Raw genomic sequence first — 23,115 nt, 5'->3', positions numbered from 1 at the left:
ACGCGCCCGCTCCCGTCGAGCCCGGCCCGGCCGGACACGACCACGAGCAGCCCCGCTCGCACGCCCCCGAGCCGCCCGCGGAGCCGCCGTACGCCGAGCCGCCCGCCGAACCCGCCGGAGCCGCCTCACAGGTCGCTCACGGGGGCGGCGAGGCGTCAGAAGCCGCCGGGACGCCCGAGGAGGCCCACGGGGCCGCTGAGGCCGTTGACGGGGCCGCGGAGCCGCCCGCCGAGCCCGCCGTCGAGGCGGACGCCGACGACGGGACGGCCGTAACCGCGGAGACTCCCGACGACGCGGTCGCCCCTGCGCCGACCGGCGAGGAACACCCCCTCGCCTCCTACGTCCTGCGCGTCAACGGCGTCGACCGTCCCGTCACCGACGCGTGGATCGGCGAGTCCCTGCTGTACGTGCTGCGTGAGCGGCTCGGTCTCGCGGGTGCCAAGGACGGCTGCTCGCAGGGCGAGTGCGGGGCCTGCAACGTGCAGGTCGACGGCCGGCTCGTCGCCTCCTGCCTGGTGCCCGCCGTGACCGCGGCCGGCAGCGAGGTCCGAACCGTCGAGGGCCTGGCCGTCGACGGACAGCCCTCGGACGTGCAGCGGGCGCTCGCCAGGTGCGGCGCGGTGCAGTGCGGATTCTGCGTGCCGGGCATGGCGATGACCCTGCACGACCTCCTGGAGGGCAACCCGGCGCCGAACGAGATGGAGACCCGCCAGGCGCTGTGCGGCAACCTGTGCCGGTGCTCCGGCTACCGGGGCGTCGTGGAAGCCGTCAAGGAGGTCGTCGCGGAACGCGAGACGCATTCCGCGGCGGACAATGAGACGGACGCGGACGAAGCGCGTATTCCGCACCAGGCGGGTCCGGGAGCCGGCGGCGTCAACCCGTCGGCGTTCGAACCGGCCCAACGGCACGACCACTCGTACGGCAACGGACAGGGACAGGACGGAGGCCAGGCGTGAGCAACGAAGCGGCCACCGCGACCACCGCCGCGGAGGCAGCCCCCGCCCCCGAACCGATCCCGCACGGCCTCGGAGCCGCACTGCCGGCCGCCGACGCCCGCGCGAAGACCGAGGGCACCTTCCCCTACGCGGCCGACCTGTGGGCCGAGGGCCTGCTGTGGGCGGCCGTACTGCGCTCACCGCACCCGCACGCGCGCATCGTGTCCATCGACACCACCCACGCGCGCGAGATGCCCGGCGTACGAGCCGTCGTCACCCACGAGGACGTCCCCGGCAGCCCGGTCCACGGCCGCGGCAAGGCCGACCGCCCGGTGTTCGCCTCCGAGGTCGTACGCCACCACGGCGAGCCCATCGCCGCCGTCGCCGCCGACCACCCCGACACCGCGCGCATGGCGGCGGCCGCCGTCATCGTCGAGTACGAGGTCCTCGACCCGGTCACCGACCCCGAACGGGCCTTCGAGGCCGAGCCCCTGCACCCCGACGGCAACCTGATCCGGCACATCCCGCTGCGCCACGGCGACCCGGACGCGGCCGGCGACATCGTCGTGGAGGGCCTGTACCGCATCGGCCGCCAGGACCCCGCCCCGATCGGCGCCGAGGCCGGCCTCGCCGTGCCGCGCCCCGACGGCGGCGTCGAGCTGTACGTGGCCTCCACCGACCCGCACACCGACCGCGACACGGCCGCCGCCTGCTACGGCCTGGAGCCCGAGCGCGTGAAGGTCGTTGTCACCGGCGTGCCCGGCGCCACCGCCGACCGCGAGGACCAGGGCTTCCAACTGCCGCTCGGCCTCCTGGCGTTGAAGACCGGCTGCCCGGTGAAACTCACCGCGACGCGCGAAGAGTCCTTCCTCGGGCACACCCACCGGCACCCCACCCTCCTGAGATACCGGCACCACGCCGACGCCGAGGGCAGACTCGTGAAGGTCGAGGCGCAGATCCTCCTGGACGCGGGCGCCTACGCGGACACCTCGTCGGAGGCGCTGGCCGCCGCGGTCTCCTTCGCCTGCGGGCCCTACGTCGTGCCGAACGCGTTCATCGAGGGCTGGGCCGTACGCACCAACAACCCGCCCTCCGGCCATGTACGCGGCGAGGGCGCCATGCAGGTGTGCGCCGCCTACGAGGCGCAGATGGACAAGCTGGCGAAGAAGCTGGGCGTGGAGCCGGCTGAGCTGCGCCTGCAGAACGCGATGGCCACCGGAGACGTCCTGCCGACGGGCCAGACGGTGACCTGCCCGGCGCCCGTCGCCGAACTGCTGCAGGCCGTACGGGACTACCCCCTGCCCACCCTTCCCAAGGACACCCCCGAGGACGAGTGGCTGCTGCCCGGCGGCCCCGAGGGCGCGGGCGAGCCGGGCGCGGTGCGCCGCGGCGTCGGCTACGGCCTGGGCATGGTGCACATGCTGGGCGCGGAGGGCGCGGACGAGGTCTCCACGGCCACGGTCCGGGTCCAGGACGGCGTGGCGACGGTGCTGTGCGCGGCGGTCGAGACGGGGCAGGGCTTCACCACCCTGGCCCGGCAGATCGTCCAGGAGACCCTCGGCATCGACGAGGTCCATGTGGCCCCGGTCGACACCGACCAGCCGCCGGCCGGTCCGGGCTGCCGCGGCCGCCACACCTGGGTGTCGGGCGGAGCGGTGGAGCGGGCGGCGAAGATGGTCCGCACCCAGCTTCTGCAGCCCCTGGCGCACAAGTTCGGCATGTCCACCGAGCTCCTCCAGATCACCGACGGCAAGATCACCTCGTACGACGGCGTCCTGTCGACCACCGTGACCGAGGCGATGGACGGCAAGGAACTGTGGGCGACCGCCCAGTGCCGCCCGCATCCGACCGAGCCGCTGGACGAGGCCGGCCAGGGCGACGCCTTCGTGGGCCTCGCGTTCTGCGCGATCCGCGCGGTGGTGGACGTCGACATCGAACTCGGCTCGGTGCGTGTGGTGGAGCTGGCGCTCGCCCAGGACGTCGGCCGGATCCTGAATCCGACCCAGCTGGTGGCCCGGATCGAGGGGGGCGTCACGCAGGGCGTGGGCATCGCCCTCACGGAGAACCTGCGCAGCGCGCGCGGGCTGATCCGCCACCCCGACCTCACCGGGTACGCCCTGCCGACGGCCCTGGACGCGCCGGACATCCGGATCGTGAAGCTGGTCGAGGAACGTGACGTGGTCGCTCCCTTCGGGGCGAAGGCGGTCAGCGCGGTGCCGGTCGTGACGTCCCCCGCCGCGATCGCCTCCGCGGTACGCGCCGCGACGGGCCGCCCGGTCAACCGGCTCCCGATCCGGCCGCAGGCCGCGGTGGTGACGGCACCGTGAGCACGACGGAGCCGGCGACCGACGAGCGGCCGCGCTACGAACCCGCGCCGGGCGTGGGCAAGTTGGCGATGTGGGTCCTGCTGTTCATTCTCGCGGCGATCGTCGTGGTACTGGGCGGCGTCCACCTCGTGTGATGCGCGGAGTCGTGCTGGTCACCGGGGTGATGGCGGCCGGTGAGCCGACGGTCGCCCAGGCGCTGGCCGAGAGCCTGCCGAGGGCGGCGCATGTCCGCGGCGACCTGTTCCGGCGGATGATCGTGTCCGGGCGCGGAGTACGAGCCCGGCGCCGGCGGTGAGGGTGAGGCCCGACTCCGCTTGCGGTACCGGCTGTCGGCGGCGACCACGGACGCGTACGCGGAAGCCGGATTCACGGCGGTGGGGCAGGACGTGGTGCTGGGCGCGGACCTCGCGGCGTACGTCCGGCTGGTGCGCACCCGCCCGCTGCGCGTGATCGTCCTGGCGCCGGACCCTCAGGCCGTAGCGGGGCGGGAGGCGGGGCGGGCGAAGACGGGCTACGGGGCCTGGACGGTCGAGGAGCTGGACGGGGTACCGCGGGCACGGACGCCGCGTATCGGGCTGCGGGTGGACTCCTCGCGACTGACGGTGACGGAGACCGTGACGGAGATCCTCGCCGGATGGGAACGCGGGAGGGTGGTCTGACGTCTCCTGGTACGGGGGGTTCGGTCCGGGGGCGTTGTCAGTGCCGGCACGTAGTGTTCTGGGCAGTGGGGGACGGCTGGGACGGCCACCGGAATCGGTCGGCTGTGCGTGCCCTGCGCGGGGACCGTGAGAGAAGCGCATGCGGGGGAACACATGAGCACGAGCGACGCCGGCCCGGCGACGATCACGCTGACCGAGGCCGAGCTGGATCCGTACGTCACACACGCGTCGACCCGCCGCTGGCTGACGGGTCCCGGACTGCCGGGTGACAGCGGCCTGTTCACCTTCGCGGAACTGCGCCGGGAGGGGTTGCGGACGGTGGGGGACTCGACCGGCGGCATGGACCGTCCGGTGTCGGATCTGTGGGAACAGCTGGTGATAGGCGGGCTGTTGGGGCCCGGCGGCCTGGAGACGGAGTCGGTCCTGCTGGACGGTGCGACCGGCGAGGTCTCCACGACGCACTTTCTCCACGACCGCCCCGGCCCGATGGGCCGTCGCCCGCTCGCGCCCTCGCTGGAGCGGCTGGTGAGGTTCGCGACGGCGACGGACGAACTGGCCGCGCTGCGGGGGCAGTTCGCGTCCTACGCCGGTCGGTTCGGGCCGAATTCCGTGGCGGAGGCGTCGCGGCAGCTGCTGGCCGTGTTCAAGGAGGGGACGGGCGGCGAGGTGCCGCCGTTCTGGAAGATGGCCGCCCTGATCCGGCCGCTGTCCCTGGTCGCGGGACCGGGCACCCGGGCCGGGCTCGCCCTGGACCTCCCGGCCCGCCTCCTCGACCAGGAGTACGGCCGCGGCAAGGTCGCCCGCTTCGAGGACGTCGACTTCCCCGCGACCCTCACACACGAACCGACCCGCCGCTTCCTGCGCGAGACCGGCCTGCCCGAGGACGCGTTCCTCTTCCACCTCGACACCGACGTGCCGCTGGCCACACTGGCCGAGCACTACGCCGAGGACCCCTCCATCGAACTCCCGGACCGAGCCGCCCACTTGATACGCCTGGGCGACCTCGTCGAGGACAACAGCCTCGTGATCGACGGCGAGACGGGCGCGGTCCTGAACTGGAGCGAGCCCGAGGCGACCCTCCACCCCCTCAACACGGACATCTCCACCCTGGGCTTCACCCTCTGGCTGCTCCACCGGGAGCGCGCCATCGACGAGGACCCGTCCAACGGCCTGACCGCGGAGACCCGCGACCAACTGGCCGCGACGATGATCCAGGTGCTGTCGACCGTCGACCCGACGGGTACGACGACACCGCCGGGGCGGCACTACTGGACGGAGCGGTTCCGCGGCGAGGCGGGCGGGGCGTTGTGAAAGAGTTGACTGTTATCCGGTAATTGCTCCGGATGCCTCCCTGTCTCGCTTGAGTGACAATCGGTGTGGATGCACGGCTTCTCGAGTGGGAAACGAGGGAAGACGGTGGACCTCAACACTGACTTGACCGACGTGCAGAAGAAGGCGCTCAAGGAGAACGCGGACGATCTGGAAAGGCTGCAACCTCAGCTGGACGAGGTGCACGAAAAGGTGCTGTACCGCCTGGAGAGAGCGGGGCTGGGGGATGGCACGGACATACTGAACTGCCTGGCCTGCATCGCGTGCGAGGGATGGACCCGTGGCAGTAACGGCAGGTGCGGCAGTTGCTCCCACGGCTGGTTCTCTCACAACGTGAAATAGCCGAGGAGGCGGAAATCGAGACGGAGTACCAAAAGGGCGGTCCCCCTTCGGGGGTGCCGCCCTTTTGCTTTGCCTGGTGAAGCCGTCAGAGGCCGTAGCGGGATTCGAACCCACGTAACTCGCTTTGCAGGCGAGCCCCTGAACCACTCGGGCATACGGCCGTGTCGGTGGAGCGTGGTGCTCCGTTCCGGACTTGGTGAGACGACCGTACGGCGGGGTGGGAAGAGGGCTCAAGGGAATCGCGGGCGCTGCAACGGGACTGCCACACGCCGTTCATGAAAGGGCGGGTGCGGGGGGTGGTCGTACGACCAAGGTCTCGGGTCGGGCCCTTCTCCCGACAGGGGTCAAACGCCTTCGTGGCCCTTACGCTGGCGACCATGACCGTTCTGGAGCCGCGCGACAACGGTGTCGTGGACACCTCTGACCTGCCCGCCGTCGACGAGACCGTGCTGAGCCGGCCGTACCGCGCGCTCAGTGTCGGGATCGTCTCCGTGGTGCTGCTCATCGCCTTCGAGGCGACCGCGGTCGGTACGGCGATGCCGGTTGCCGCGCGGGAGCTGGACGGGGTGTCGTTGTACGCGTTCGCGTTCTCCGGGTACTTCACGACCTCTCTGTTCGGGATGGTGCTCTCAGGGCAGTGGTCCGACCGCAGGGGACCGGTCGGGCCGTTGACCGCCGGCATCGGGGCCTTCGCCGCGGGGTTGTTGTTGTCCGGGACGGCCGGGGTGATGTGGCTGTTCATCCTCGGGAGGGCGGTGCAGGGGCTCGGGGGCGGGCTGGTGATCGTCGCGCTGTACGTCGTGGTGGGGCGGGCGTATCCCGAACGGTTGCGACCCGCGATCATGGCGGCGTTCGCGGCGAGCTGGGTCGTGCCGTCGATCGTGGGCCCGCTCGCCTCGGGGGCGGTGACCGAGCATCTGGGGTGGCGGTGGGTGTTCGTCGGGGTTCCGGTGCTGGTGGTGTTTCCGCTGGCGCTCGCGCTGCCGCGGATACGGCGGCGGACGTCCGGGGCGGTGCAGAGGGACGCGGGGAGCGGTTCGGTCGACCGGCGGCGCATTCGGCTCGCCCTCGGGATCTCGCTCGGCGCCGGACTCCTCCAGTACGCGGCCCAGGACCTGCGCCCCCTCTCCCTCCTCCTCGCTGCCGCCGGCATCGCGCTGCTCGTGCCGGCCGTGCTCGGGCTGCTGCCGCGCGGCACGTACCGGGCGGCGCGCGGGCTGCCCTCCGTCGTGCTGTTGCGAGGCGTCGCGGCGGGGTCCTTCATCGCCGCCGAGTCGTTCGTGCCGCTGATGCTGGTCACCCAGCGGGGGTTGTCGCCGACGCTGGCCGGGTTCTCGCTCGCGGCGGGCGGGGGGACCTGGGCACTGGGGTCGTGGGTGCAGTCGCGGCAGCGGGTGGAGCCGTACCGGGAGCGTCTGATGACGGCGGGGATGGTGCTGGTCGCCGCCGCGATCGCCGCCGCGCCGAGTGTGCTGATCCCGGCCGTGCCCGCCTGGACCGTCGCCGTGGCCTGGGCGTTCGGGTGCTTCGGGATGGGCCTGGTGATCTCCTCCACCAGCGTGCTCCTGCTCCACCTCTCCGCCCCCGAGGAGGCCGGCACCAACTCCGCCGCGCTCCAGATCTCGGACGGCCTGTCCAACGTCATCCTGCTGGCGATCGGCGGCGCGGCCTTCGCGGCCCTGGGCGGAGGGACGGTGAGCCACGCGGCCACCGAAGCGTCCGGTAGCCATCCGGCGGCCTTCGCCGCGGTGTTCCTGCCGATGGCGGCGGTGGCGTTGGTGGGTGCCTGGGTGACCACGCGGGTGCGAGAGCGCTGAGCCGTAATGAGCTCGCCGGTTCCCGGGCGCCCTCCTATCCTGACCGGCATGCACGACTTCGGCCTCCCCCTGACCGTCCCCCTCCCGCCCGAGGTGCGGCGGGATCTCGACGACCTCGCGGACGCCACCGGGCGCCTCCCCGAGGACATCGCGCGGGAGGCCGTACGGCGACATCTGGACGACGAGGCCCGGCGCGTGCGTTCCGCCGGACAGCGGCTCGCCTCGGCGCACGCCGATCTGCTGAAGAGGCTCGGGGAATGACACGGCACCTCACCGTCGCGGAGGTCACCGCACTCGCCGAGGTCGCCTTCGGCGGGCGGGCACCCGAGGCCAGGGAGCCGGGACTGCTCGCCTCCGCCGTGCACCGGCCGCGCGCCCGCATGTTCGGCACGGCGGCCTACGACGACCTCTACGAGCAGGCCGCCGCGCTCCTCCACGCCATCGCCACCAACCACCCCCTCGTCGACGGCAACAAGCGCACCGCCTGGCTCGCCGCCGCGACCTTCCTCGCGGTCAACGGCGTCGATCTCGAAGGCTGCGACCAGGACACCGCGTACGACCTGGTCATCGATGTCGCCTCCGGGGACGAGAGCGAGGTCTGCGTGATCGCGGGGCGGCTGCGACTGCTGTGACGTGGGTCCCACCCATGGGCTGCCCGGCCTTGTCCGCACGCTGACACCACCGGGCCGCCGGTAGGGTGGCCCGGTTGTCATACCCAGCCCAGTAGCCCAACGGCCCAGCAACCGAGCCGTCCGACCCAGATGTTCGCCGAGCCGCCCGACCAACGACGGAGACCGTGACTACCACCGCCGCCTCCTCCTCCCACCACCTTTCCCCCGCCTTCCCCGGCCGCGCCCCCTGGGGTACCGCCGGCAAGCTGCGTGCCTGGCAGCAGGGAGCGATGGAGAGATACGTCCAGGAGCAGCCGCGTGACTTCCTCGCCGTCGCGACACCCGGCGCCGGGAAGACGACGTTCGCGCTGACGCTGGCGTCCTGGCTGCTGCACCACCACGTGGTCCAGCAGGTGACCGTCGTCGCGCCGACCGAGCACCTGAAGAAGCAGTGGGCCGAGGCGGCCGCCCGGATAGGGATCAAGCTGGACCCGGAGTACAGCGCGGGCCCGCTCGGCAAGGACTACCAGGGTGTCGCGGTCACGTACGCCGGTGTCGGCGTGCGGCCCATGCTGCACCGCAACCGGGTCGAGCAGCGCAAGACCCTGGTCATCCTCGACGAGATCCACCACGCCGGCGACTCCAAGTCGTGGGGCGAGGCGTGTCTGGAGGCCTTCGAACCGGCGACGCGACGGCTCGCGCTCACCGGTACGCCCTTCCGGTCGGACACCAACCCCATCCCCTTCGTGGCGTACGAGGAGGGGAACGACGGGATCCGGCGGTCCGCGGCCGACTACACGTACGGCTACGGGTCGGCCCTGTCCGACGGGGTCGTGCGGCCCGTCATCTTCCTGTCCTACAGCGGCAACATGCGGTGGCGGACCAAGGCCGGCGACGAGATCGCCGCCCGGCTCGGCGAGCCCATGACCAAGGACGCGATCAGCCAGGCGTGGCGTACGGCGCTGGATCCGCGCGGCGAGTGGATGCCCAGCGTGCTGCGGGCCGCCGACCAGCGGCTGACGGAGGTCAGAAAGGCCATCCCGGACGCCGGGGCCCTCGTCATCGCCTCCGACCAGGACTCCGCCCGGGCCTACGCCAAGCTCATCCGGGAGATCACGGGCGACAAGGCCACCCTCGTGCTGTCCGACGACGCCGGGGCGTCCAACAGGATCGACGAGTTCAGCAGCAGCAACGACCGGTGGATGGTCGCGGTGCGGATGGTGTCCGAGGGCGTCGACGTGCCCCGCCTCGCCGTCGGTGTGTACGCCACCACCATCTCGACCCCCCTCTTCTTCGCGCAGGCGGTCGGGCGTTTCGTACGGTCCCGGCGCCGCGGCGAGACCGCCTCCGTCTTCCTCCCGACCGTCCCCGACCTCCTCACCTTCGCCAACGAGATGGAGGTGGAGCGGGACCACGCCCTCGACAAGCCCAAGAAGGAGGGCGAGGAGGACCCGTACGCCGAGTCCGAGAAGGAGATGGAGGAGGCGAACAAGGAGCAGGACGAGGACACCGGCGAGCAGGAACAGTTCTCCTTCGAGGCGCTGGAGTCCGAGGCCGTCTTCGACCGCGTCCTCTACGACGGCGCCGAGTTCGGCATGCAGGCCCACCCGGGAAGCGCGGAGGAGCAGGACTACCTCGGGATTCCGGGGCTGCTGGAACCCGACCAGGTGCAGCTCCTCCTCCAGAAGCGGCAGGCCCGGCAGATCGCGCACAGCCGCAAGAAGCCGGACGAGGAGGCCGACCTGCTGGAACTGCCCGCGGAGCGGCGTCCGGTGGTCTCGCACAAGGAGATGATGGAGCTGCGCAAGCAGCTCAACACGATGGTCGGCGCGTACGTCCATCAGAGCGGCAAGCCTCATGGCGTGATCCACACCGAGCTGCGGCGGGTCTGCGGCGGGCCGCCCAGCGCCGAGGCCACGGCCGGGCAGCTGCGGCAGCGGATCGCCAAGGTGCAGGAGTGGGCCACGCGGATGCGGTGACGCGGGTCGCGGTCGCCTCCTCGGTACGTCGGACGTGCTCGCCTCGGTGGAGGCGTGCGCTGCGGCGTGCGCGCTCTGTGCGGGTGTGGTGTACGCCGGGTGCTGTGCGCCGGACGTATGCGGTCAAAAGGAATCAGTCCCCACCGGCCGGTGCCCGGATTCTGGACGTAGCCTTCCGCTCAGCGAACCGCCTTCGCTACTGTCCGGCTACGCATACGCCCCGTGGCAGCGCCGCCGCGGAGCGCAGCCGTGAAGCGACGCGGTCCGGCAACTGGCCGGGCCGCCGGCCGATCGGCGGCCTCTGAAGCGCGTCGCCGACGGGACTCGGTGACGCATCCGACCAGCCAGGGGGCTGCCGACCTCACCACTTGGAGGAGTGGGCGTCGTGACCGCGGAGACCTCTCAGACGCTCGACCGGGGACTGCGCGTCCTCAAGCTGCTGGCCGATACGGACCACGGGCTGACCGTCACCGAGCTATCCAACAAACTGGGCGTGAACCGGACCGTTGTGTACCGGTTGCTCGCCACGCTGGAGCAGCACGCGCTCGTACGGCGTGACCTCGGCGGTCGCGCCCGGGTCGGGCTCGGCGTGCTGCGGCTGGGCCGCCAGGTGCATCCGCTGGTGCGTGAGGCGGCGTTGCCGGCCTTGCGATCGCTGGCGGAGGACATAGGGGCGACCGCGCATCTCACGCTGGTGGACGGGGCGGAGGCCTTGGCCGTCGCCGTGGTCGAGCCGACGTGGACGGACTACCACGTGGCGTATCGGGCCGGGTTCCGGCATCCGCTGGACCGGGGGGCCGCGGGGCGGGCGATCCTCGCCGCGCGGCAGCAGGCGGCCGTGGGCGACGCCGGATACACCTTGACGCATGGGGAGTTGGAGGCGGGAGCCAGTGGGGCGGCCGCGCCTTTGATCGGGGTCACGGGGGTGGAGGGCAGCGTCGGAGTGGTGATGCTGGCCGATGCGGTGCCGGAACGGGTGGGGCCGCGGGTGGTGGATGCGGCGCGGGAGGTCGCGGAGGCTTTGCGCTGACGTGCGCTGCGTGCGCTGAGCGGGTGCGGGTGCGGGTGCGCTGTGCGTCGGGTGGGTTCGCTCACCCCGCGCTTGCGGTGTGCCGCTGTGCCCACCCGTGCCGCCCCAGCGGCCCGACTGCCCGCAGTTATGGCTCGCCGCAGCGGCACGACTGCCCGCAGCTACGGCGGTACGCAGGCGTCGGAGCGGTGGGGCTGACCGGGCCAGGGGTGGGAATGTGCGTCGCGTTAGATTGATCCTGTGCTCTCTCGCCTCACGCGCCCCCGGGCCGTCGCCGTATGCGCCCTGCCTGTCGTGGCCCTGCTCGCCACGGCGGTCTTCGCGCCGCTGCCGTTCTCGCTGACGCAGCCCGGGATGACGGCGAACGTCCTGGGTGAGAACGAGGGCACCCCGGTGATCACGATCTCCGGCGCCCGGACCCGCGACACGTCCGGTCAGCTGCGTATGACGACCATCGAGGCGACCAATCCGGACACCGACGTCTCCCTCGGGGACGTGCTTGACGCCTGGTTCGCCACGGACCGGGCCGTCATGCCGCGCGACGCGGTCTATCCGAGCGGCCAGAGCGTCAAGGAGATCGAGCAGCACAACACCGAGCAGATGAAGGAGTCCCAGGACGCCGCGACCGAGGCCGCCCTGAACTACCTGGACCTGGCCGACCGGGACATCGAGGTCACCCTGAAGCTCGCCGACGTCGGCGGCCCCAGCGCCGGTCTGCTGTTCAGCCTAGGTGTCGTCGACAAGCTGGACGGCGACGGCGGCGGGGGCGACCTCACGGGCGGCCGCACCATCGCGGGCACGGGCACGATCGACGCGAAGGGCGAGGTCGGCGCGGTCGGGGGAGTGGCCCTGAAGACGCAGGCCGCGCGACGGGACGGGGCGACGGTGTTCCTGGTGCCGAAGGACGAGTGCTCGGACGCGAAGTCCGAGCTGCCCAAGGGCCTGAGGCTGATCCCGGTGACCACCCTGAAGGGCGCGGTGAACGCGCTGACGGCGCTGGAGAGCGGGAAGGGCTCCGTACCGAGCTGCTGACCGAATGACCGGCCGGGGGTTCGTACCCGCTCAGGGCGAACCCGCTGAGTCCGTTCACGTTCCCGCTCGGTCCGTACGTGCTCACCCCTCCTTGACGAACCCCTCCTTCTCCAGCCAGTCCAGTGCCACCTGGTGGGGGTCCTCCCCGCCGACGTCCACCTTCGCGTTCAGCTCCTGGGCCACGGCGTTGTCCAGCTTCTTCGTGATCGGGTCGAGGACGCCGGCGATCGCGGGCCACTTCTTCAGGGACTTGGTGTTGATCTCGGGGGCCGCGTTGTAGTTGGGGAAGAACTTCCTGTCGTCCCGCATCACCGCGAGGTTCATGGACCTGATGCGGCCGTCGGTGGTGAAGACCTCGCCGTACGTGCAACCGCCCTTCGCGGCCTGGGTGTAGATGATCCCGGTGTCCATCTGCGTGACGTTCCCGGCGGGGACGTTCATGCCGTACGCCTTCCGCATGCCCGGCAGCCCGTCCGCGCGGTTGGCGAACTCGCTCTCCACGCACAGGGTCACCGCGCCGGGGTTCTTCCCGGACAGGGCGGCCACGTCCGAGAGGGTCTTCGTGCCGTACCTCGTGTGGTTGGCCCGGTTCATCGCGAGGGCGTAGGTGTTGTTGAGGGAGGCCGGGGTCAGCCAGGTCAGGCCGTTGTCCAGGTCGGCGTCGCGGACCGCCCGCCACTGCTCCCGCGGGTCGGTGACGGGGTCGCTGTTGCCGAGGTACGTGATCCAGGCGGTGCCCGTGTACTCGTACATGCCGTCCGCGTCGCCGGACTTGACCGCCTCGCGGGCGCCGATGGAACCCTGGATGCCGGTGCGGTCGAGCACCTCCGCGCCGGCCGCCTCGAAGGCGATGCCCATGATCGCGCCGAGGATGAGCTGCTCGGTGAACTCCTTCGACGTCACGGTGAGATCGGCGCCCTTGAGCGGCAGTCCCTTGCCGATGGACCCCGGCCGTACGTCGTCGACCATCGGGGAGCCGCTGGTCAGCCCGCAGGCGCTGGCCGACACCAGCGTCCCGGCCAGCAGCAGACACGTCCGTCCTCTCATGTCCCCACCTCCAGCCCTCGCGGCCGCAGCAGCAGTTCGGCCAGTGACGCCAGCCAGTCGACCAGCAGGGCGAGGGCGACGGTGAGGATCGAGCCGAGGACCAGCACGGGCATCCGCTGGGTGGTGATGCCGGTGGTGATCAGGACGCCCAGGCCGCCGCCTCCGCCGAAGGTCGCCAGCGTCGCCGTGCCGACGTTGAGGACCAGGGCCGTGCGGACGCCCGCGAGGATCAGCGGGACGGCGAGCGGCAGCTCCACCCTCGTGAGCACTCCCGCGGGGGACATGCCGATGCCGCGGGCCGCCTCCAGCAGCGTCGGGTCGTTCGCCTTCAGGCCGGCGATCGTGTTCGACAGCACCGGGAGCACGGCGTACGCGACGATGCCGATCAGGGCCGCCTTCTGGCCCGTGCCGAGCCAGACGACCAGCAGGGCGAGCAGGCCGATCGCCGGGGTCGCCTGGCCCATGTTGGCGAACGCCATCGCCACCGGGGTCGCCTTCCGGAAGGCCGGCCGGGTCAGGAGGATCCCCAGCGGGATCGCGATGATCAGTACGAAGAAGGTCGAGATCGCCACGAGTTCGATCTGCTGCCACAGCGCCTTCGACACCTGGCCGTTCGACAGCGCGTTCTCGGAGATCGGGTCGAGGTCCGCCTGCCGGAACCACAGCCAGGTCGCCAGCAGCACGGCGACGAGGACGGCGGGCAGGAACGTCAGCTTCTGCCAGGTGACGCGTGGCTTCAGGGGGCCCGGCGGCGGCGGAGGGGCTTCGGCTTCGGCATCGACCTCTTGACGGCCCTCTTCGTCCAGCTCGGCGGTGGTCACGCCTTCTTCCCCCCTCCGTCGCCCTCCTGCTCGGCGTGCGTCTGGGCGGCCCGCAGCTCCTCCAGGTCGTGCCGGTGCGCCATCGCCTCCAGCCGGTCCGCCTCCAGCAGGTCGTGCACGGAGTCCATCAGCGTCTCCACGTCGACCACGCCCGTGTACGCGCCGTGCCGCCCGGTGACCGCGACCCGCCCCGAGCTGTCGGTGAGCACCGCCTCCAGCGCGTCCCGCAGGGTGGCGTCCCTGGTCACCGTGTCGCTCACCAGCGTCCCGGCACGGGCCAGCGAGCCCTTCGCGCGCATCAGATCGCCGCGCCTGAGCCACTTGTAGGGCCGGCCCCGCTGGTCGAGCAGCAGGATCTCGTTCGTCATGCTGGAGCGGAGCTTGCCGAAGATCTCCTGGAGCGGGTCGTCGACGGTCACCGTCGGGTAGTCGGTGATCTCCACGTCCCGTACGCGGGAGAGGTTGAGCCGCTTGAGGGCCGCGCCCGCGCCGACGAACCCGGAGACGAAGTCGTCCGCCGGGTTGGTGAGGATGGCTTCCGGGGTGTCGAACTGGGCGATGTGCGAGCGTTCGCGCAACACGGCGATCCGGTCGCCGATCTTGATCGCCTCGTCGAAGTCGTGCGTGACGAAGACGATCGTCTTGTGCAGTTCGTGCTGGAGCCGGATCAGCTCGTCCTGTAGGTGGTCGCGGGTGATCGGGTCGACCGCGCCGAACGGTTCGTCCATCAGCAGCACGGGCGGATCGGCGGCGAGGGCCCGCGCCACGCCCACGCGTTGCTGCTGACCGCCGGAGAGCTGTCGGGGGTAGCGGCCGTGGAACTCGCCGGGGTCGAGTCCGACCAGGTCGAGCATCTCTTCGACCCGGTTCCTGATCCGTTCCTTCGGCCAGCCGATCATCTTCGGTACGAGCGCGATGTTCTGGGCGACGGTCATGTGCGGGAAGAGGCCGGAGGCCTGGATCGCGTACCCGATCTTGCGGCGCAGCTTCACCGGGTCCATGTCGGTGACGTCCTCGCCGTTGATGCGGATGCGGCCACCGGTCGGCTCGATCAACCTGTTGATCATCTTGAGCGTCGTGGACTTCCCGCATCCCGACGGGCCGACGAAGATGACGATCTCGCCCGCCTTGATCTCCATGCTGACGTTGTCGACGGCGGGGCCGGGACTGCCGGGATACCGCTTGGTGAGGTTCTCCAGCTCGATGGTGGCGCCGGTCGTCGTCCCGCTCGTGGCTGTCGTCCCGCTCGTGGCTGTCGTCCCGCTCGTGGCTGTCGCCCCGCTCGTGGCTGTCTCAGACACGGATCCCCCTGGGAATGGTCAGCCGTCCGAGCAGGACGTACGCGGCGTCGAACAGCAGGGCCAGGATGATGATCCCGAGCGTGCCCGCGAGCACCTGGTTCAGCGCGTTCTTGCTGCCGAGGGAGCCGAGACCGCGGAAGATCACGTTGCCGAGGCCGGGTCCGGAGGCGTAGGCGGCGATCGCCGCGATGCCCATCAGCATCTGCGTCGAGACCCGGATCCCGGTCAGGATCGGCGGCCAGGCCAGCGGCAGTTCGACCCGCGTCAGCCGCGTCAGCCGGGACATGCCGATGCCCTTCGCCGCGTCCACCAGCGAGGGGTCGACCCCGCGCAGGCCGACGATCGCGTTGCGCACGACGGGCAGCAGCCCGTACAGGGTCAGGGCGATCACCGTGGGCGGAACGCCCAGGCCCACGACGGGGATGAGCAGACCGATCATCGCGAGCGCCGGGATGGTCAGAATGGTCGAGGTGGTCATCGTCGCGAGAGCGCCGGCCCACTCGCTGCGATAGGTGGCGACGCCGATCAGGACCCCGAGCAGGGTCGCCACGACCATGCACTGGAAGACGGCGCTCGCGTGCTGGTAGGCATCCGTCAGGAGTTGCTGGTGGCGGTTGCCGAGGTACTCCCAGAAGTTCACCAGCGCTCACCCCAGGTCGCCGTCAGGATCGTTCCCGGTCCTCCGCCGCCTGCTCCACGAGCGGGATGATCCGCAGCGGAACGGGGTTCTCCATGACGATCGCGGTGGAGGCCCGGACGATCCCATCAAAACCGACAACCCGGTCGATGACCCGCTGGAGATCGGCGTTGGAGCGGGCCACCAGCCGGCACAGCATGTCCCCGCTGCCGGTGGTGGTGTGCAGCTCCAGCACCTCCGGCACGGTCGCCAAGTGTGCCCGCACGTCGGCCCCTTGCCCCTGCCGGATCTGCAGCGTGGCGAAGGCGGTGACCGGGTAGCCGAGCGCCGCCGGGTCCACCTGCGGACCGAATCCGCGGATGACGCCATTCGACTGAAGCCGGTCGAGGCGCGCCTGCACGGTCCCGCGCGCCACCCCGAGCCGCCGGGACATCTCCAGCACCCCGATGCGCGGCTCCCGCGCCAGCAGCACGATGATCCGTCCGTCGAGCCCGTCGATTCCGTCGGTCGTCCCCACGACAGCCTCCCGGCGCTGGTCATCCTGTACAGAAGGCCCGCAGGAACGGGCACTGCACTGAGCACATTGCCCAGCATATTCGCAAACTATTGCGCACCTTGCTTCGACGGGTGAGGCTTCCGGCATGACGCAGACCACACACCACACTCCCGACACCGCCCGGCAGGCCGACCCCTTCCCGGTCAAGGGAATGGACGCGGTCGTCTTCGCCGTGGGCAACGCCAAGCAGGCGGCGCACTACTACTCCACCGCCTTCGGCATGCGGCTGGTCGCGTACTCCGGACCGGAGAACGGCAGCCGCGAGACNGTCGTCTTCGCCGTGGGCAACGCCAAGCAGGCGGCGCACTACTACTCCACCGCCTTCGGCATGCGGCTGGTCGCGTACTCCGGACCGGAGAACGGCAGCCGCGAGACCGCTTCGTACGTGCTCGAGAACGGCTCCGCCCGCTTCGTCCTCACCTCCGTCATCAAGCCCGCCACCCCCTGGGGCCACTTCCTCGCCCAGCACGTGGCCGAGCACGGCGACGGCGTGGTCGACCTCGCCATCGAGGTCCCGGACGCGCGCGCCGCGTTCGCCTACGCGATCGAGCACGGCGCCCGCCCGGTCGCCGAGCCGTACGAGCTGAAGGACGAGCACGGCACGGTCGTCCTCGCCGCGATCGCCACCTACGGCGAGACCCGCCACACGCTCGTCGAGCGGACCGGCTACGACGGCCCCTACCTGCCCGGATACGTCACCGCCACCCCCATCGTCGAGCCGCCCGCCCAGCGCACCTTCCAGGCGATCGACCACTGCGTCGGCAACGTCGAGCTCGGCCGGATGAACGACTGGGTCGGCTTCTACAACAAGGTCATGGGCTTCACGAACATGAAGGAGTTCGTGGGCGACGACATCGCGACCGAGTACAGCGCGCTGATGTCGAAGGTCGTCGCCGACGGCACCCTCAAGGTCAAGTTCCCGATCAACGAGCCCGCGATCGCCAAGAAGAAGTCCCAGATCGACGAGTACCTGGAGTTCTACGGCGGCGCCGGCGTCCAGCACATCGCGCTCAACACGAACGACATCGTCGCCACGGTACGGACGATGCGCGCGGGCGGGGTGCAGTTCCTCGACACCCCCGACTCGTACTACGACACCCTCGGCGAGTGGGCCGGCGACACCCGCGTCCCCGTCGAGACCCTGCGTGAGCTGAAGATCCTGGTGGACCGCGACGAGGACGGCTATCTTCTGCAGATCTTCACCAAGCCGGTCCAGGACCGGCCGACCGTATTCTTCGAACTGATCGAACGACACGGCTCGATGGGCTTCGGCAAGGGCAACTTCAAGGCGCTCTTCGAGGCGATCGAACGTGAGCAGGCGAAGCGGGGCAACCTCTAGGGACGGACCTGGACCCCGCCGGTATCAGGGGGGACCGTGGACGAACGCATCGACCTGGCCGCGCCGGCCGTCCGCTGGCTGTGGAAGAAGGGATCGTTACGCGAGTCCACGGTCCTGCAGTCCTTCGCCTTCGACGAAGTGCACAAACGGCTGTACGTCCTTCAGGTCAGACGGGGCGGCGGCGCCGCCGGCAACCTGTGCCTGAACAAGCTCGACTACGACGGCAACCGCCTCGGCCACATGTACCTGCACGGCTTCGGACACGGCGTGAGCATGGGCGTGCAGCACGCCACCGACGGCACCGTCTGGATCTGGACCGAGGCCGAATCCCACGGCGGCTACGGCCGCGGCGTCACCCGCTTCCGCTTCGTCGACGGGGCCGTCCGCACCGGTGAGGACGTCAAGATACGCAAGCCGATACCGGGTTCCACCAGCAACCAGCCCTCCATCTGCCCGGTCTCGAACCGGATCGCCGTACGCCACCGCATGGGCGGCAAGCCCCGCTACCGCGTCTGGGACCTCGACGCCTTCGCCGCCCGCGACTACTCCGAACCGATCGCCGACATCCCCCAGTCCGGCGCACACCCCGACCCCGCGATCGCGTTCCAGGGGTGGGCCCTGCACGGCGACCACGTCTACCAACTCGCCGGCACGGCCTACGACGACAGCACCAACCCGCCCGCCGAACGCGGCAACGCGTACCTGTCCTGCCTCGACCTCCGCACCGGCAAGCTGGTCCAGCAACAGCGCACGGGAGCCGGCCACTCCCTCGACTACCGGGAACCGGAGGGCCTCGCGATCCGCCCGACCCCCGAGCCCCGGCTGTGCCTGGGACTCGCCTCGGGCGCGCCCGGCGCCCGCAAGTTCTCGATCTACTACAAGCCCCTGACCTGACGGCTCACCCGGCCTTCGCGTCCATCACCGGCAGCTCGTCCGCCGACGGCTCACCCAACTCCGCCAACGCCGCCCGGGCCGCCCGCGCCCGCACCGCCGAGAAGTACGGATTGATCCGCAGCGCCTCCTCCAGATGCCGCCGCGCGGGCCCCTGCCGCCGCAACTCCCGCTCGATCATGCCCCGGTGGTACGCGAACAGCGCACTGCGTACGCCACCCCCCTTCGCCTTGTCCGTCGCCGCCACGGCGAACCGCAGCGCCTCCTCGTGCTCCCCGGCCCGGTGCAGCGCCCACCCCAGCGCGTCGGCCACCGCGATCCCCGGCTGGCGGGCCCACTCGGCCCGCAACCGCCCCACCGCCACCCGGGGATCGCCGTGGTCCGCCTCGAACTGCCCGAGCACCAGCTCCTCGTCGGCCCCGCCGACGGCCGCGTCACGCACCCGCGCCCGCAGCAGGTCGTACTGCACCCGCGCGGCCTGCCTCAGTCCGAGCGACTCGTACAACTCGCCCAGCTCCAGGGCGTACTGAGGGCACGGCTGTTTGGCGAGGGCCGCCCGGTACGCGTTCAGCGCCTCCGTCGGCCGGCCCAGTGCCGCCAGCGCCCGCCCCTGCCCGGCCTGCGCGGCCCGCTGGTCGGGGTCGACGCGCACCGCCTCCCGGAAGTGCCGCAGCGCGACCTCGCGGTCGCCGCGCTCCCACGCCAGCTGCCCCGCCCGCTCCAGGTACGCCGCCTGCTCGGCCGGTGCCTCGGCCCCCGCCGCCGCGTCCGCGAGCTGGGCGGCGGCGTCCTCACGCCAGCCCCGGTCACGGTAGACGGCCGCGGCCCGCGCCATCACGGCCGGCCCGGACCGCAGCTCCAGCAGCCGCTCCAGGGCGGCATGAGCGGCCTTGTAGTCGCCGAGGCCGGTGTGGGCGTCGATCAGCAGCGGATACGTCGTCCACCGCCCGGGCTGCAGCTTCCGGGCGGCCTCCGCCCACGTCCGCGCCGCCCGGAAGTCCCGGCGCGCGTTCGCGAGGGCCGCGAGACCTCCCAGGGCCTCGGTGTTCCCCTTCGCGGCGACCCTGAGCGAGGTCCGCAGCGCCTTCTCGGCCCGCGGGTAGTACCCGGGGTCCGCGGTGCGCCGCCCCTGCTCCACATACGCCGACCCGAGCACCGCCCAGGACTGCGCGTCCCGGGGATGCGCCCGCACACGGGTCTCGCGATCGTCGATCAGCTCCGCCAGGTCGGGCAGCGCGGCCGGCACCCCGGCCGTGACCGCCGTCAGTGCCTGCGCCCCCGGGGCCGGCGCGGGAGCCCGCGTCGCCGTCCGCTCCCAGGGCAGCAGCATCAGCACCCCGCCGAGCACGGCGCACCCGGCGACCGAGACGATCAGCACCCGCCTGTCGAGCCACGGGCGCCGCACAGCCGCTTCCTCCGGGGCCCGCTCCGGAGTCTCCCGCTGGTTCTCCATGGCGCTCACTGTGCGTCAATACGAAGACCGCCATCCGCCATGCGGCGGCTGCCGTACACGGGGTTCACACCGATGGCCCCCGGTGTCAAGCTGTGATCATGAGCCGTATCGAAGGGCCGCGCGACGAAGTGACCGGCAACCTCGTCGACCGTCTGCTCGGCGGCCTGCCCGCCGAGGCGGTCCTCACCGACCCGGACGTCACGGCCTCCTACGCCAACGACATGGCCAGCTTCTGCCCGGCCGGCGTCCCGGCGGTGGTCGTGCTGCCTCGCACGGTCGAACAGGTCCAGCACGTCATGCGCACCGCCACCGAGCTGCGCGTCCCGGTCGTCCCGCAGGGCGCCCGCACGGGCCTGTCGGGCGGGGCCAACGCCTCCGACGGCTGCATCGTGCTGTCCCTGACCAGGATGGACCGGATCCTGGAGATCAACCCGGTCGACCGCATCGCCGTCGTCGAACCGGGTGTCGTCAACGCCACGCTCTCCCGCGCGGTGGGCGAACACGGCCTCTCCTACCCACCGGACCCCTCCAGCTGGGAGATGTGCACGATCGGCGGCAACATCGGCACCGCCTCCGGCGGGCTGTGCTGCGTGAAGTACGGGGTGACCGCGGAGTACGTCCTCGGGCTCGACGTCGTCCTCGCCGACGGCCGCCTGATGTCCACCGGCCGCCGCACGGCGAAGGGCGTCGCCGGGTACGACCTGACCCGCCTCTTCGTCGGCTCCGAGGGCTCCCTCGGCATCGTCGTACGGGCGATCCTGGCGCTCAGGCCGCAGCCGCCCGAGCAGCTGGTGCTGGCCGCCGAGTTCGCGTCCGGGGCAGCCGCCTGCGAGGCCGTGTGCCGGATCATGGCCGCCGGTCACGTGCCGTCCCTCCTCGAACTGATGGACCGTACGACGGTCAAGGCCGTCAACGACCTCGCGAACATGGGCCTGCCTCAGAGCACCGAAGCCCTGTTGCTGGCCGCCTTCGACACGGCCGACCCGGCCGCCGACCTCGCCGCCCTCGGCGCGCTGTGCCAGGCCGCGGGCGCCACCCAGGTCGTCCCGGCCGACGACGCGGCCGAGTCCGAACTCCTCCTTCACGCACGGCGGCTGTCCCTCACCGCCCTGGAGGCGGTCAAGGGCACGACGATGATCGACGACGTGTGCGTGCCCCGGTCGCGGCTCGGCGAGATGCTGGAGGGGACCGAGCGGATCGCCGAGAAGTACCAGCTCACCATCGGCGTCGTCGCCCACGCCGGCGACGGCAACACCCACCCGACCGTCTGCTTCGACGCCCAGGACCCCGACGAGTCCCGGCGCGCCCGCGAGTCCTTCGACGAGATCATGGCCCTCGGCCTGGAACTCGGCGGCACGATCACCGGCGAACACGGCGTCGGCGTCCTGAAGAAGGAGTGGCTGGCCCGCGAGATCGGTCCGGTGGGCGTGGAGATGCAACGGGCGATCAAGGTGGCCTTCGACCCGCTGGGCATCCTGAACCCGGGCAAGCTGTTCTGATCCCCGTTCCCTCGGTGTCCCCTCGGCACGTTCACTGGGCGAGCAACTGGTCGAGCGCCTCGTCGATACCGAGTTGCTCACCCTCGGCCCCCGGGGGCACCGCCCTCAGCGTCCGCTCCAGCCAGGCGGACACCTGGGGGGTCGGGGCCTCCAGGAGGGCGTCACCATCAGGTGAACTCAGCGCCATCAGGACGACGCTGCGCCTGCCCACCTTGGCCGGCCACACCCGCACGTCCCCGTGCCCGCACGCCCGGAACACCCCCTCCACGAGGAGTTCGCGGGCGAACGTCCAGTTCACCGGGTGGTCGGAGTTGATGTGGAAGGTGATGTGGACGGCGTACGGGTCGTCGCAGTGGTAGCTCAGCAGGGCCGGGACCGGGATGCTGCGCTCCGGCGACAGGATGAGCCTGAGTTCGAGTTCGCGCTCCACGACGGTGTGGTCCATGACGGGTTTCCTCTCTCGCGCCTCTTGCGGGGGCCCTGTGGTGGGCTCGTACGAGTGGAGAGGGGGCGGGGCCCGCAGCATTACGCGAATTCGCGGAATTTTTTCCCGGCAGCCTCACGAGGGTGCTCAAAAGGAGTGGGTCCGGTGGGACTGGCGGTGGGGGTTGCGCCGGTCTGATAGATGTGGAGGCCCCCAGCTGACCCCCGAGCAGATACGGGACGACGGACATGAGCGCCCCAACCCCGGCCCCCGGTGACGACAGGCCCCGCGATGGGTATTACCCGGACCCGTCCATTCCTGGATATGTCCGGTACTGGAACGGTGCCGCCTGGGTTCCGGGCACCAGCCGCCCGGCCCCCGCGGACGGCGAGCCGCTCGCCCCACCGTCGGGCGCCCAGCCGGCGTCCGACCCCGGCCGGGCCCCGGTCGAGGAGACCGGCCCACACTTCTTCGACGAGGACCCGGCCGAGGGCTCCGGCGGCGGCCCGTCCTCCGCGGCCGAGGCCCAGCACGGCAGCCGGCCCGAGCCCGCGTCCGCCTGGGGCGCCGACCGTTCCCGCCAGTCGGGCTTCGGCGGCGACCAGGACCGCCGCGTCTCGTGGGGCTCGCCGCAGGCCGCACCGCAGGGCGCGCAGGGTGCCCCGCAGGGTGCCGACCCGAGGCTGCCGCATGCCGCACAGCCCGGCGATGGCCCGGCCCAGCCGGACGACCGCTCCGCCGCCACGGACGGCACGGCGACGAGCCCGCCCGCCGAGAAGGGCGGGAGCGACGTCGCCTCCGGCAACACGTTCGTCTTCCGCCGCGCCACGGCGGGCCCGGGGGGACCGGCGGCCGGCAACTCCGCCGACGGCTCCGGCCAGGGCACGACAGGCCGTACGCCCCCCGCGACTCCCGGCGTCCCGAGCCCCGGCGCCCCCCGCGACGACGACGGCACCATGACCTTCCGCGCGCTCTCCCCGCGCACGGCGCGACAGCACGGGGCGGCCGGGGCGCAGCGGGGGAGCACGGGCGCGACAGCGGCCGAGGCGGAGGCGGCCGGCCTGCGCCCGCAGCCCTCCGCCGGAC

Annotated in this window: 22 protein-coding genes, 1 tRNA gene and 1 pseudogene; 16 read left to right on the top strand and 8 right to left on the bottom strand. The window is 71.7% G+C overall.

Annotation, left to right across the window (positions count from 1 at the left end):
- The 6 genes and pseudogenes from ACWBNA_RS46650 to ACWBNA_RS46625 form a co-directional block, all read left to right on the top strand.
- Nucleotides 1–956 (top strand): (2Fe-2S)-binding protein (locus tag ACWBNA_RS46650; protein ID WP_482710687.1); only part of this gene is annotated, 956 nt, incomplete at its 5' end.
- The gene (locus ACWBNA_RS46645; protein WP_482710686.1) at nt 953–3,262 is read left to right on the top strand and encodes a xanthine dehydrogenase family protein molybdopterin-binding subunit; all 2,310 of its coding nucleotides are present in this window, start codon (nt 953–955) and stop codon (nt 3,260–3,262) included. The genes ACWBNA_RS46650 and ACWBNA_RS46645, both read left to right, overlap by 4 nt.
- Nucleotides 3,259–3,396: a hypothetical protein gene (locus ACWBNA_RS46640; RefSeq protein WP_482710685.1), complete on the top strand. Its 138-nt coding sequence runs from the start codon at nt 3,259–3,261 to the stop codon at nt 3,394–3,396. The genes ACWBNA_RS46645 and ACWBNA_RS46640 overlap by 4 nt, the downstream gene beginning before the upstream one ends.
- Nucleotides 3,396–3,921 (top strand): annotated as a pseudogene (locus ACWBNA_RS46635) (nucleoside/nucleotide kinase family protein). Before ACWBNA_RS46640 ends, ACWBNA_RS46635 begins: the two are co-directional and overlap by 1 nt.
- A 153-nt stretch (nt 3,922–4,074) precedes the next feature.
- On the top strand, nt 4,075–5,232 hold the full coding sequence (locus tag ACWBNA_RS46630) for an SUKH-4 family immunity protein (RefSeq protein WP_482710684.1): 1,158 nt from the start codon (nt 4,075–4,077) through the stop codon (nt 5,230–5,232).
- A gap of 105 nt (nt 5,233–5,337) precedes the next feature.
- Entirely contained in the window at nt 5,338–5,592 is a 255-nt protein-coding gene (locus ACWBNA_RS46625) for a hypothetical protein (RefSeq protein ID WP_482710683.1), read from the top strand.
- An 89-nt stretch (nt 5,593–5,681) separates the two neighbouring features.
- On the opposite strand, the gene ACWBNA_RS46620 is transcribed toward ACWBNA_RS46625, so the two are convergent.
- Nucleotides 5,682–5,753: transfer RNA gene (locus ACWBNA_RS46620), tRNA-Cys, on the bottom strand.
- 216 nt (nt 5,754–5,969) lie between these two features.
- On the opposite strand from ACWBNA_RS46620, the gene ACWBNA_RS46615 reads away from it, so the two are divergent.
- The 6 genes from ACWBNA_RS46615 to ACWBNA_RS46590 all read left to right on the top strand — a co-directional run bounded on the left by ACWBNA_RS46615 (nt 5,970) and on the right by ACWBNA_RS46590 (nt 12,061).
- Complete coding sequence (locus ACWBNA_RS46615) at nt 5,970–7,409, top strand: MFS transporter (RefSeq protein ID WP_482710682.1); 1,440 nt, start codon at nt 5,970–5,972, stop codon at nt 7,407–7,409.
- Nucleotides 7,410–7,457: 48 nt separating this feature from the next.
- Nucleotides 7,458–7,670, top strand: coding sequence for a hypothetical protein (locus ACWBNA_RS46610; protein WP_482710681.1), 213 nt, complete (start codon nt 7,458–7,460; stop codon nt 7,668–7,670).
- Entirely contained in the window at nt 7,667–8,041 is a 375-nt protein-coding gene (locus ACWBNA_RS46605; RefSeq protein ID WP_482710680.1) for a type II toxin-antitoxin system death-on-curing family toxin, read from the top strand. Before ACWBNA_RS46610 ends, ACWBNA_RS46605 begins: the two co-directional genes overlap by 4 nt.
- A 164-nt stretch (nt 8,042–8,205) precedes the next feature.
- Nucleotides 8,206–9,999, top strand: coding sequence for a DEAD/DEAH box helicase (locus ACWBNA_RS46600; protein ID WP_482710679.1), 1,794 nt, complete (start codon nt 8,206–8,208; stop codon nt 9,997–9,999).
- A 385-nt stretch (nt 10,000–10,384) separates the two neighbouring features.
- Nucleotides 10,385–11,029, top strand: a complete 645-nt coding sequence (locus tag ACWBNA_RS46595) for an IclR family transcriptional regulator (protein ID WP_482710678.1) — start codon at nt 10,385–10,387, stop codon at nt 11,027–11,029.
- 240 nt (nt 11,030–11,269) lie between these two features.
- Nucleotides 11,270–12,061, top strand: coding sequence for a S16 family serine protease (locus ACWBNA_RS46590; RefSeq protein WP_482710676.1), 792 nt, complete (start codon nt 11,270–11,272; stop codon nt 12,059–12,061).
- Nucleotides 12,062–12,142: 81 nt separating this feature from the next.
- Here ACWBNA_RS46590 and ACWBNA_RS46585 read toward each other — a convergent pair whose 3' ends face one another.
- From ACWBNA_RS46585 to ACWBNA_RS46565, 5 genes are all read right to left on the bottom strand, one after another.
- Nucleotides 12,143–13,108: a glycine betaine ABC transporter substrate-binding protein gene (locus ACWBNA_RS46585; RefSeq protein ID WP_482710675.1), complete on the bottom strand. Its 966-nt coding sequence runs from the start codon at nt 13,106–13,108 to the stop codon at nt 12,143–12,145.
- Nucleotides 13,105–13,929, bottom strand: coding sequence for an ABC transporter permease (locus ACWBNA_RS46580; RefSeq protein WP_482710674.1), 825 nt, complete (start codon nt 13,927–13,929; stop codon nt 13,105–13,107). The genes ACWBNA_RS46585 and ACWBNA_RS46580 overlap by 4 nt, the downstream gene beginning before the upstream one ends.
- Nucleotides 13,926–15,134 carry an ABC transporter ATP-binding protein gene (locus ACWBNA_RS46575; protein WP_482710689.1) on the bottom strand — a complete coding sequence of 403 codons (1,209 nt, stop codon included), beginning with the start codon at nt 15,132–15,134 and terminating at the stop codon, nt 13,926–13,928. Before ACWBNA_RS46575 ends, ACWBNA_RS46580 begins: the two co-directional genes overlap by 4 nt.
- An 88-nt stretch (nt 15,135–15,222) precedes the next feature.
- Nucleotides 15,223–15,870, bottom strand: coding sequence for an ABC transporter permease (locus ACWBNA_RS46570; protein WP_482710673.1), 648 nt, complete (start codon nt 15,868–15,870; stop codon nt 15,223–15,225).
- Nucleotides 15,871–15,892: 22 nt separating this feature from the next.
- A complete protein-coding gene (locus tag ACWBNA_RS46565) occupies nt 15,893–16,384 on the bottom strand; it encodes an Lrp/AsnC family transcriptional regulator (protein WP_482710671.1) in 492 nt (163 codons plus the stop codon).
- A gap of 259 nt (nt 16,385–16,643) precedes the next feature.
- Here ACWBNA_RS46565 and hppD point away from each other — a divergent pair, with 259 nt between their 5' ends.
- A complete protein-coding gene (gene hppD / locus ACWBNA_RS46560) occupies nt 16,644–17,762 on the top strand; it encodes a 4-hydroxyphenylpyruvate dioxygenase (RefSeq protein ID WP_482710688.1) in 1,119 nt (372 codons plus the stop codon).
- A gap of 36 nt (nt 17,763–17,798) precedes the next feature.
- Entirely contained in the window at nt 17,799–18,656 is an 858-nt protein-coding gene (locus tag ACWBNA_RS46555; RefSeq protein ID WP_482710670.1) for a phage baseplate protein, read from the top strand.
- A gap of 4 nt (nt 18,657–18,660) precedes the next feature.
- Here ACWBNA_RS46555 and ACWBNA_RS46550 read toward each other — a convergent pair whose 3' ends face one another.
- Nucleotides 18,661–20,106, bottom strand: coding sequence for a tetratricopeptide repeat protein (locus ACWBNA_RS46550; RefSeq protein WP_482710669.1), 1,446 nt, complete (start codon nt 20,104–20,106; stop codon nt 18,661–18,663).
- A gap of 92 nt (nt 20,107–20,198) precedes the next feature.
- Between ACWBNA_RS46550 and ACWBNA_RS46545 the strand changes: the two genes are divergently transcribed.
- The gene (locus ACWBNA_RS46545; protein WP_482710668.1) at nt 20,199–21,605 is read left to right on the top strand and encodes an FAD-binding oxidoreductase; all 1,407 of its coding nucleotides are present in this window, start codon (nt 20,199–20,201) and stop codon (nt 21,603–21,605) included.
- A 31-nt stretch (nt 21,606–21,636) separates the two neighbouring features.
- Here the strand turns inward: ACWBNA_RS46545 and ACWBNA_RS46540 are convergent, their stop codons facing one another.
- Entirely contained in the window at nt 21,637–22,050 is a 414-nt protein-coding gene (locus tag ACWBNA_RS46540) for an SsgA family sporulation/cell division regulator (RefSeq protein WP_482710667.1), read from the bottom strand.
- 227 nt (nt 22,051–22,277) lie between these two features.
- Here ACWBNA_RS46540 and ACWBNA_RS46535 point away from each other — a divergent pair.
- The coding region (locus tag ACWBNA_RS46535; protein ID WP_482710666.1) for a DUF2510 domain-containing protein at nt 22,278–23,115 on the top strand (838 nt) is incomplete at its 3' end.

The organism is Streptomyces sp. Q2, assembly GCF_056820935.1.
Note: the sequence above shows the minus strand (reverse complement) of the source record. Positions and strands in the feature narration are given on the sequence as shown.

Bases quoted from the DNA above. Each gene is read 5' to 3' on its own strand.
- ACWBNA_RS46630 (WP_482710684.1), top strand. From the start codon at position 4,075: ATGAGCACGAGCGACGCCGGCCCGGCGACGATCACGCTGACCGAGGCC.
- ACWBNA_RS46615 (WP_482710682.1), top strand. From the start codon at position 5,970: ATGACCGTTCTGGAGCCGCGCGACAACGGTGTCGTGGACACCTCTGAC.
- ACWBNA_RS46610 (WP_482710681.1), top strand. From the start codon at position 7,458: ATGCACGACTTCGGCCTCCCCCTGACCGTCCCCCTCCCGCCCGAGGTG.
- ACWBNA_RS46605 (WP_482710680.1), top strand. From the start codon at position 7,667: ATGACACGGCACCTCACCGTCGCGGAGGTCACCGCACTCGCCGAGGTC.
- ACWBNA_RS46585 (WP_482710675.1), bottom strand. From the start codon at position 13,108: ATGAGAGGACGGACGTGTCTGCTGCTGGCCGGGACGCTGGTGTCGGCC.
- ACWBNA_RS46550 (WP_482710669.1), bottom strand. From the start codon at position 20,106: ATGGAGAACCAGCGGGAGACTCCGGAGCGGGCCCCGGAGGAAGCGGCT.
- ACWBNA_RS46540 (WP_482710667.1), bottom strand. From the start codon at position 22,050: ATGGACCACACCGTCGTGGAGCGCGAACTCGAACTCAGGCTCATCCTG.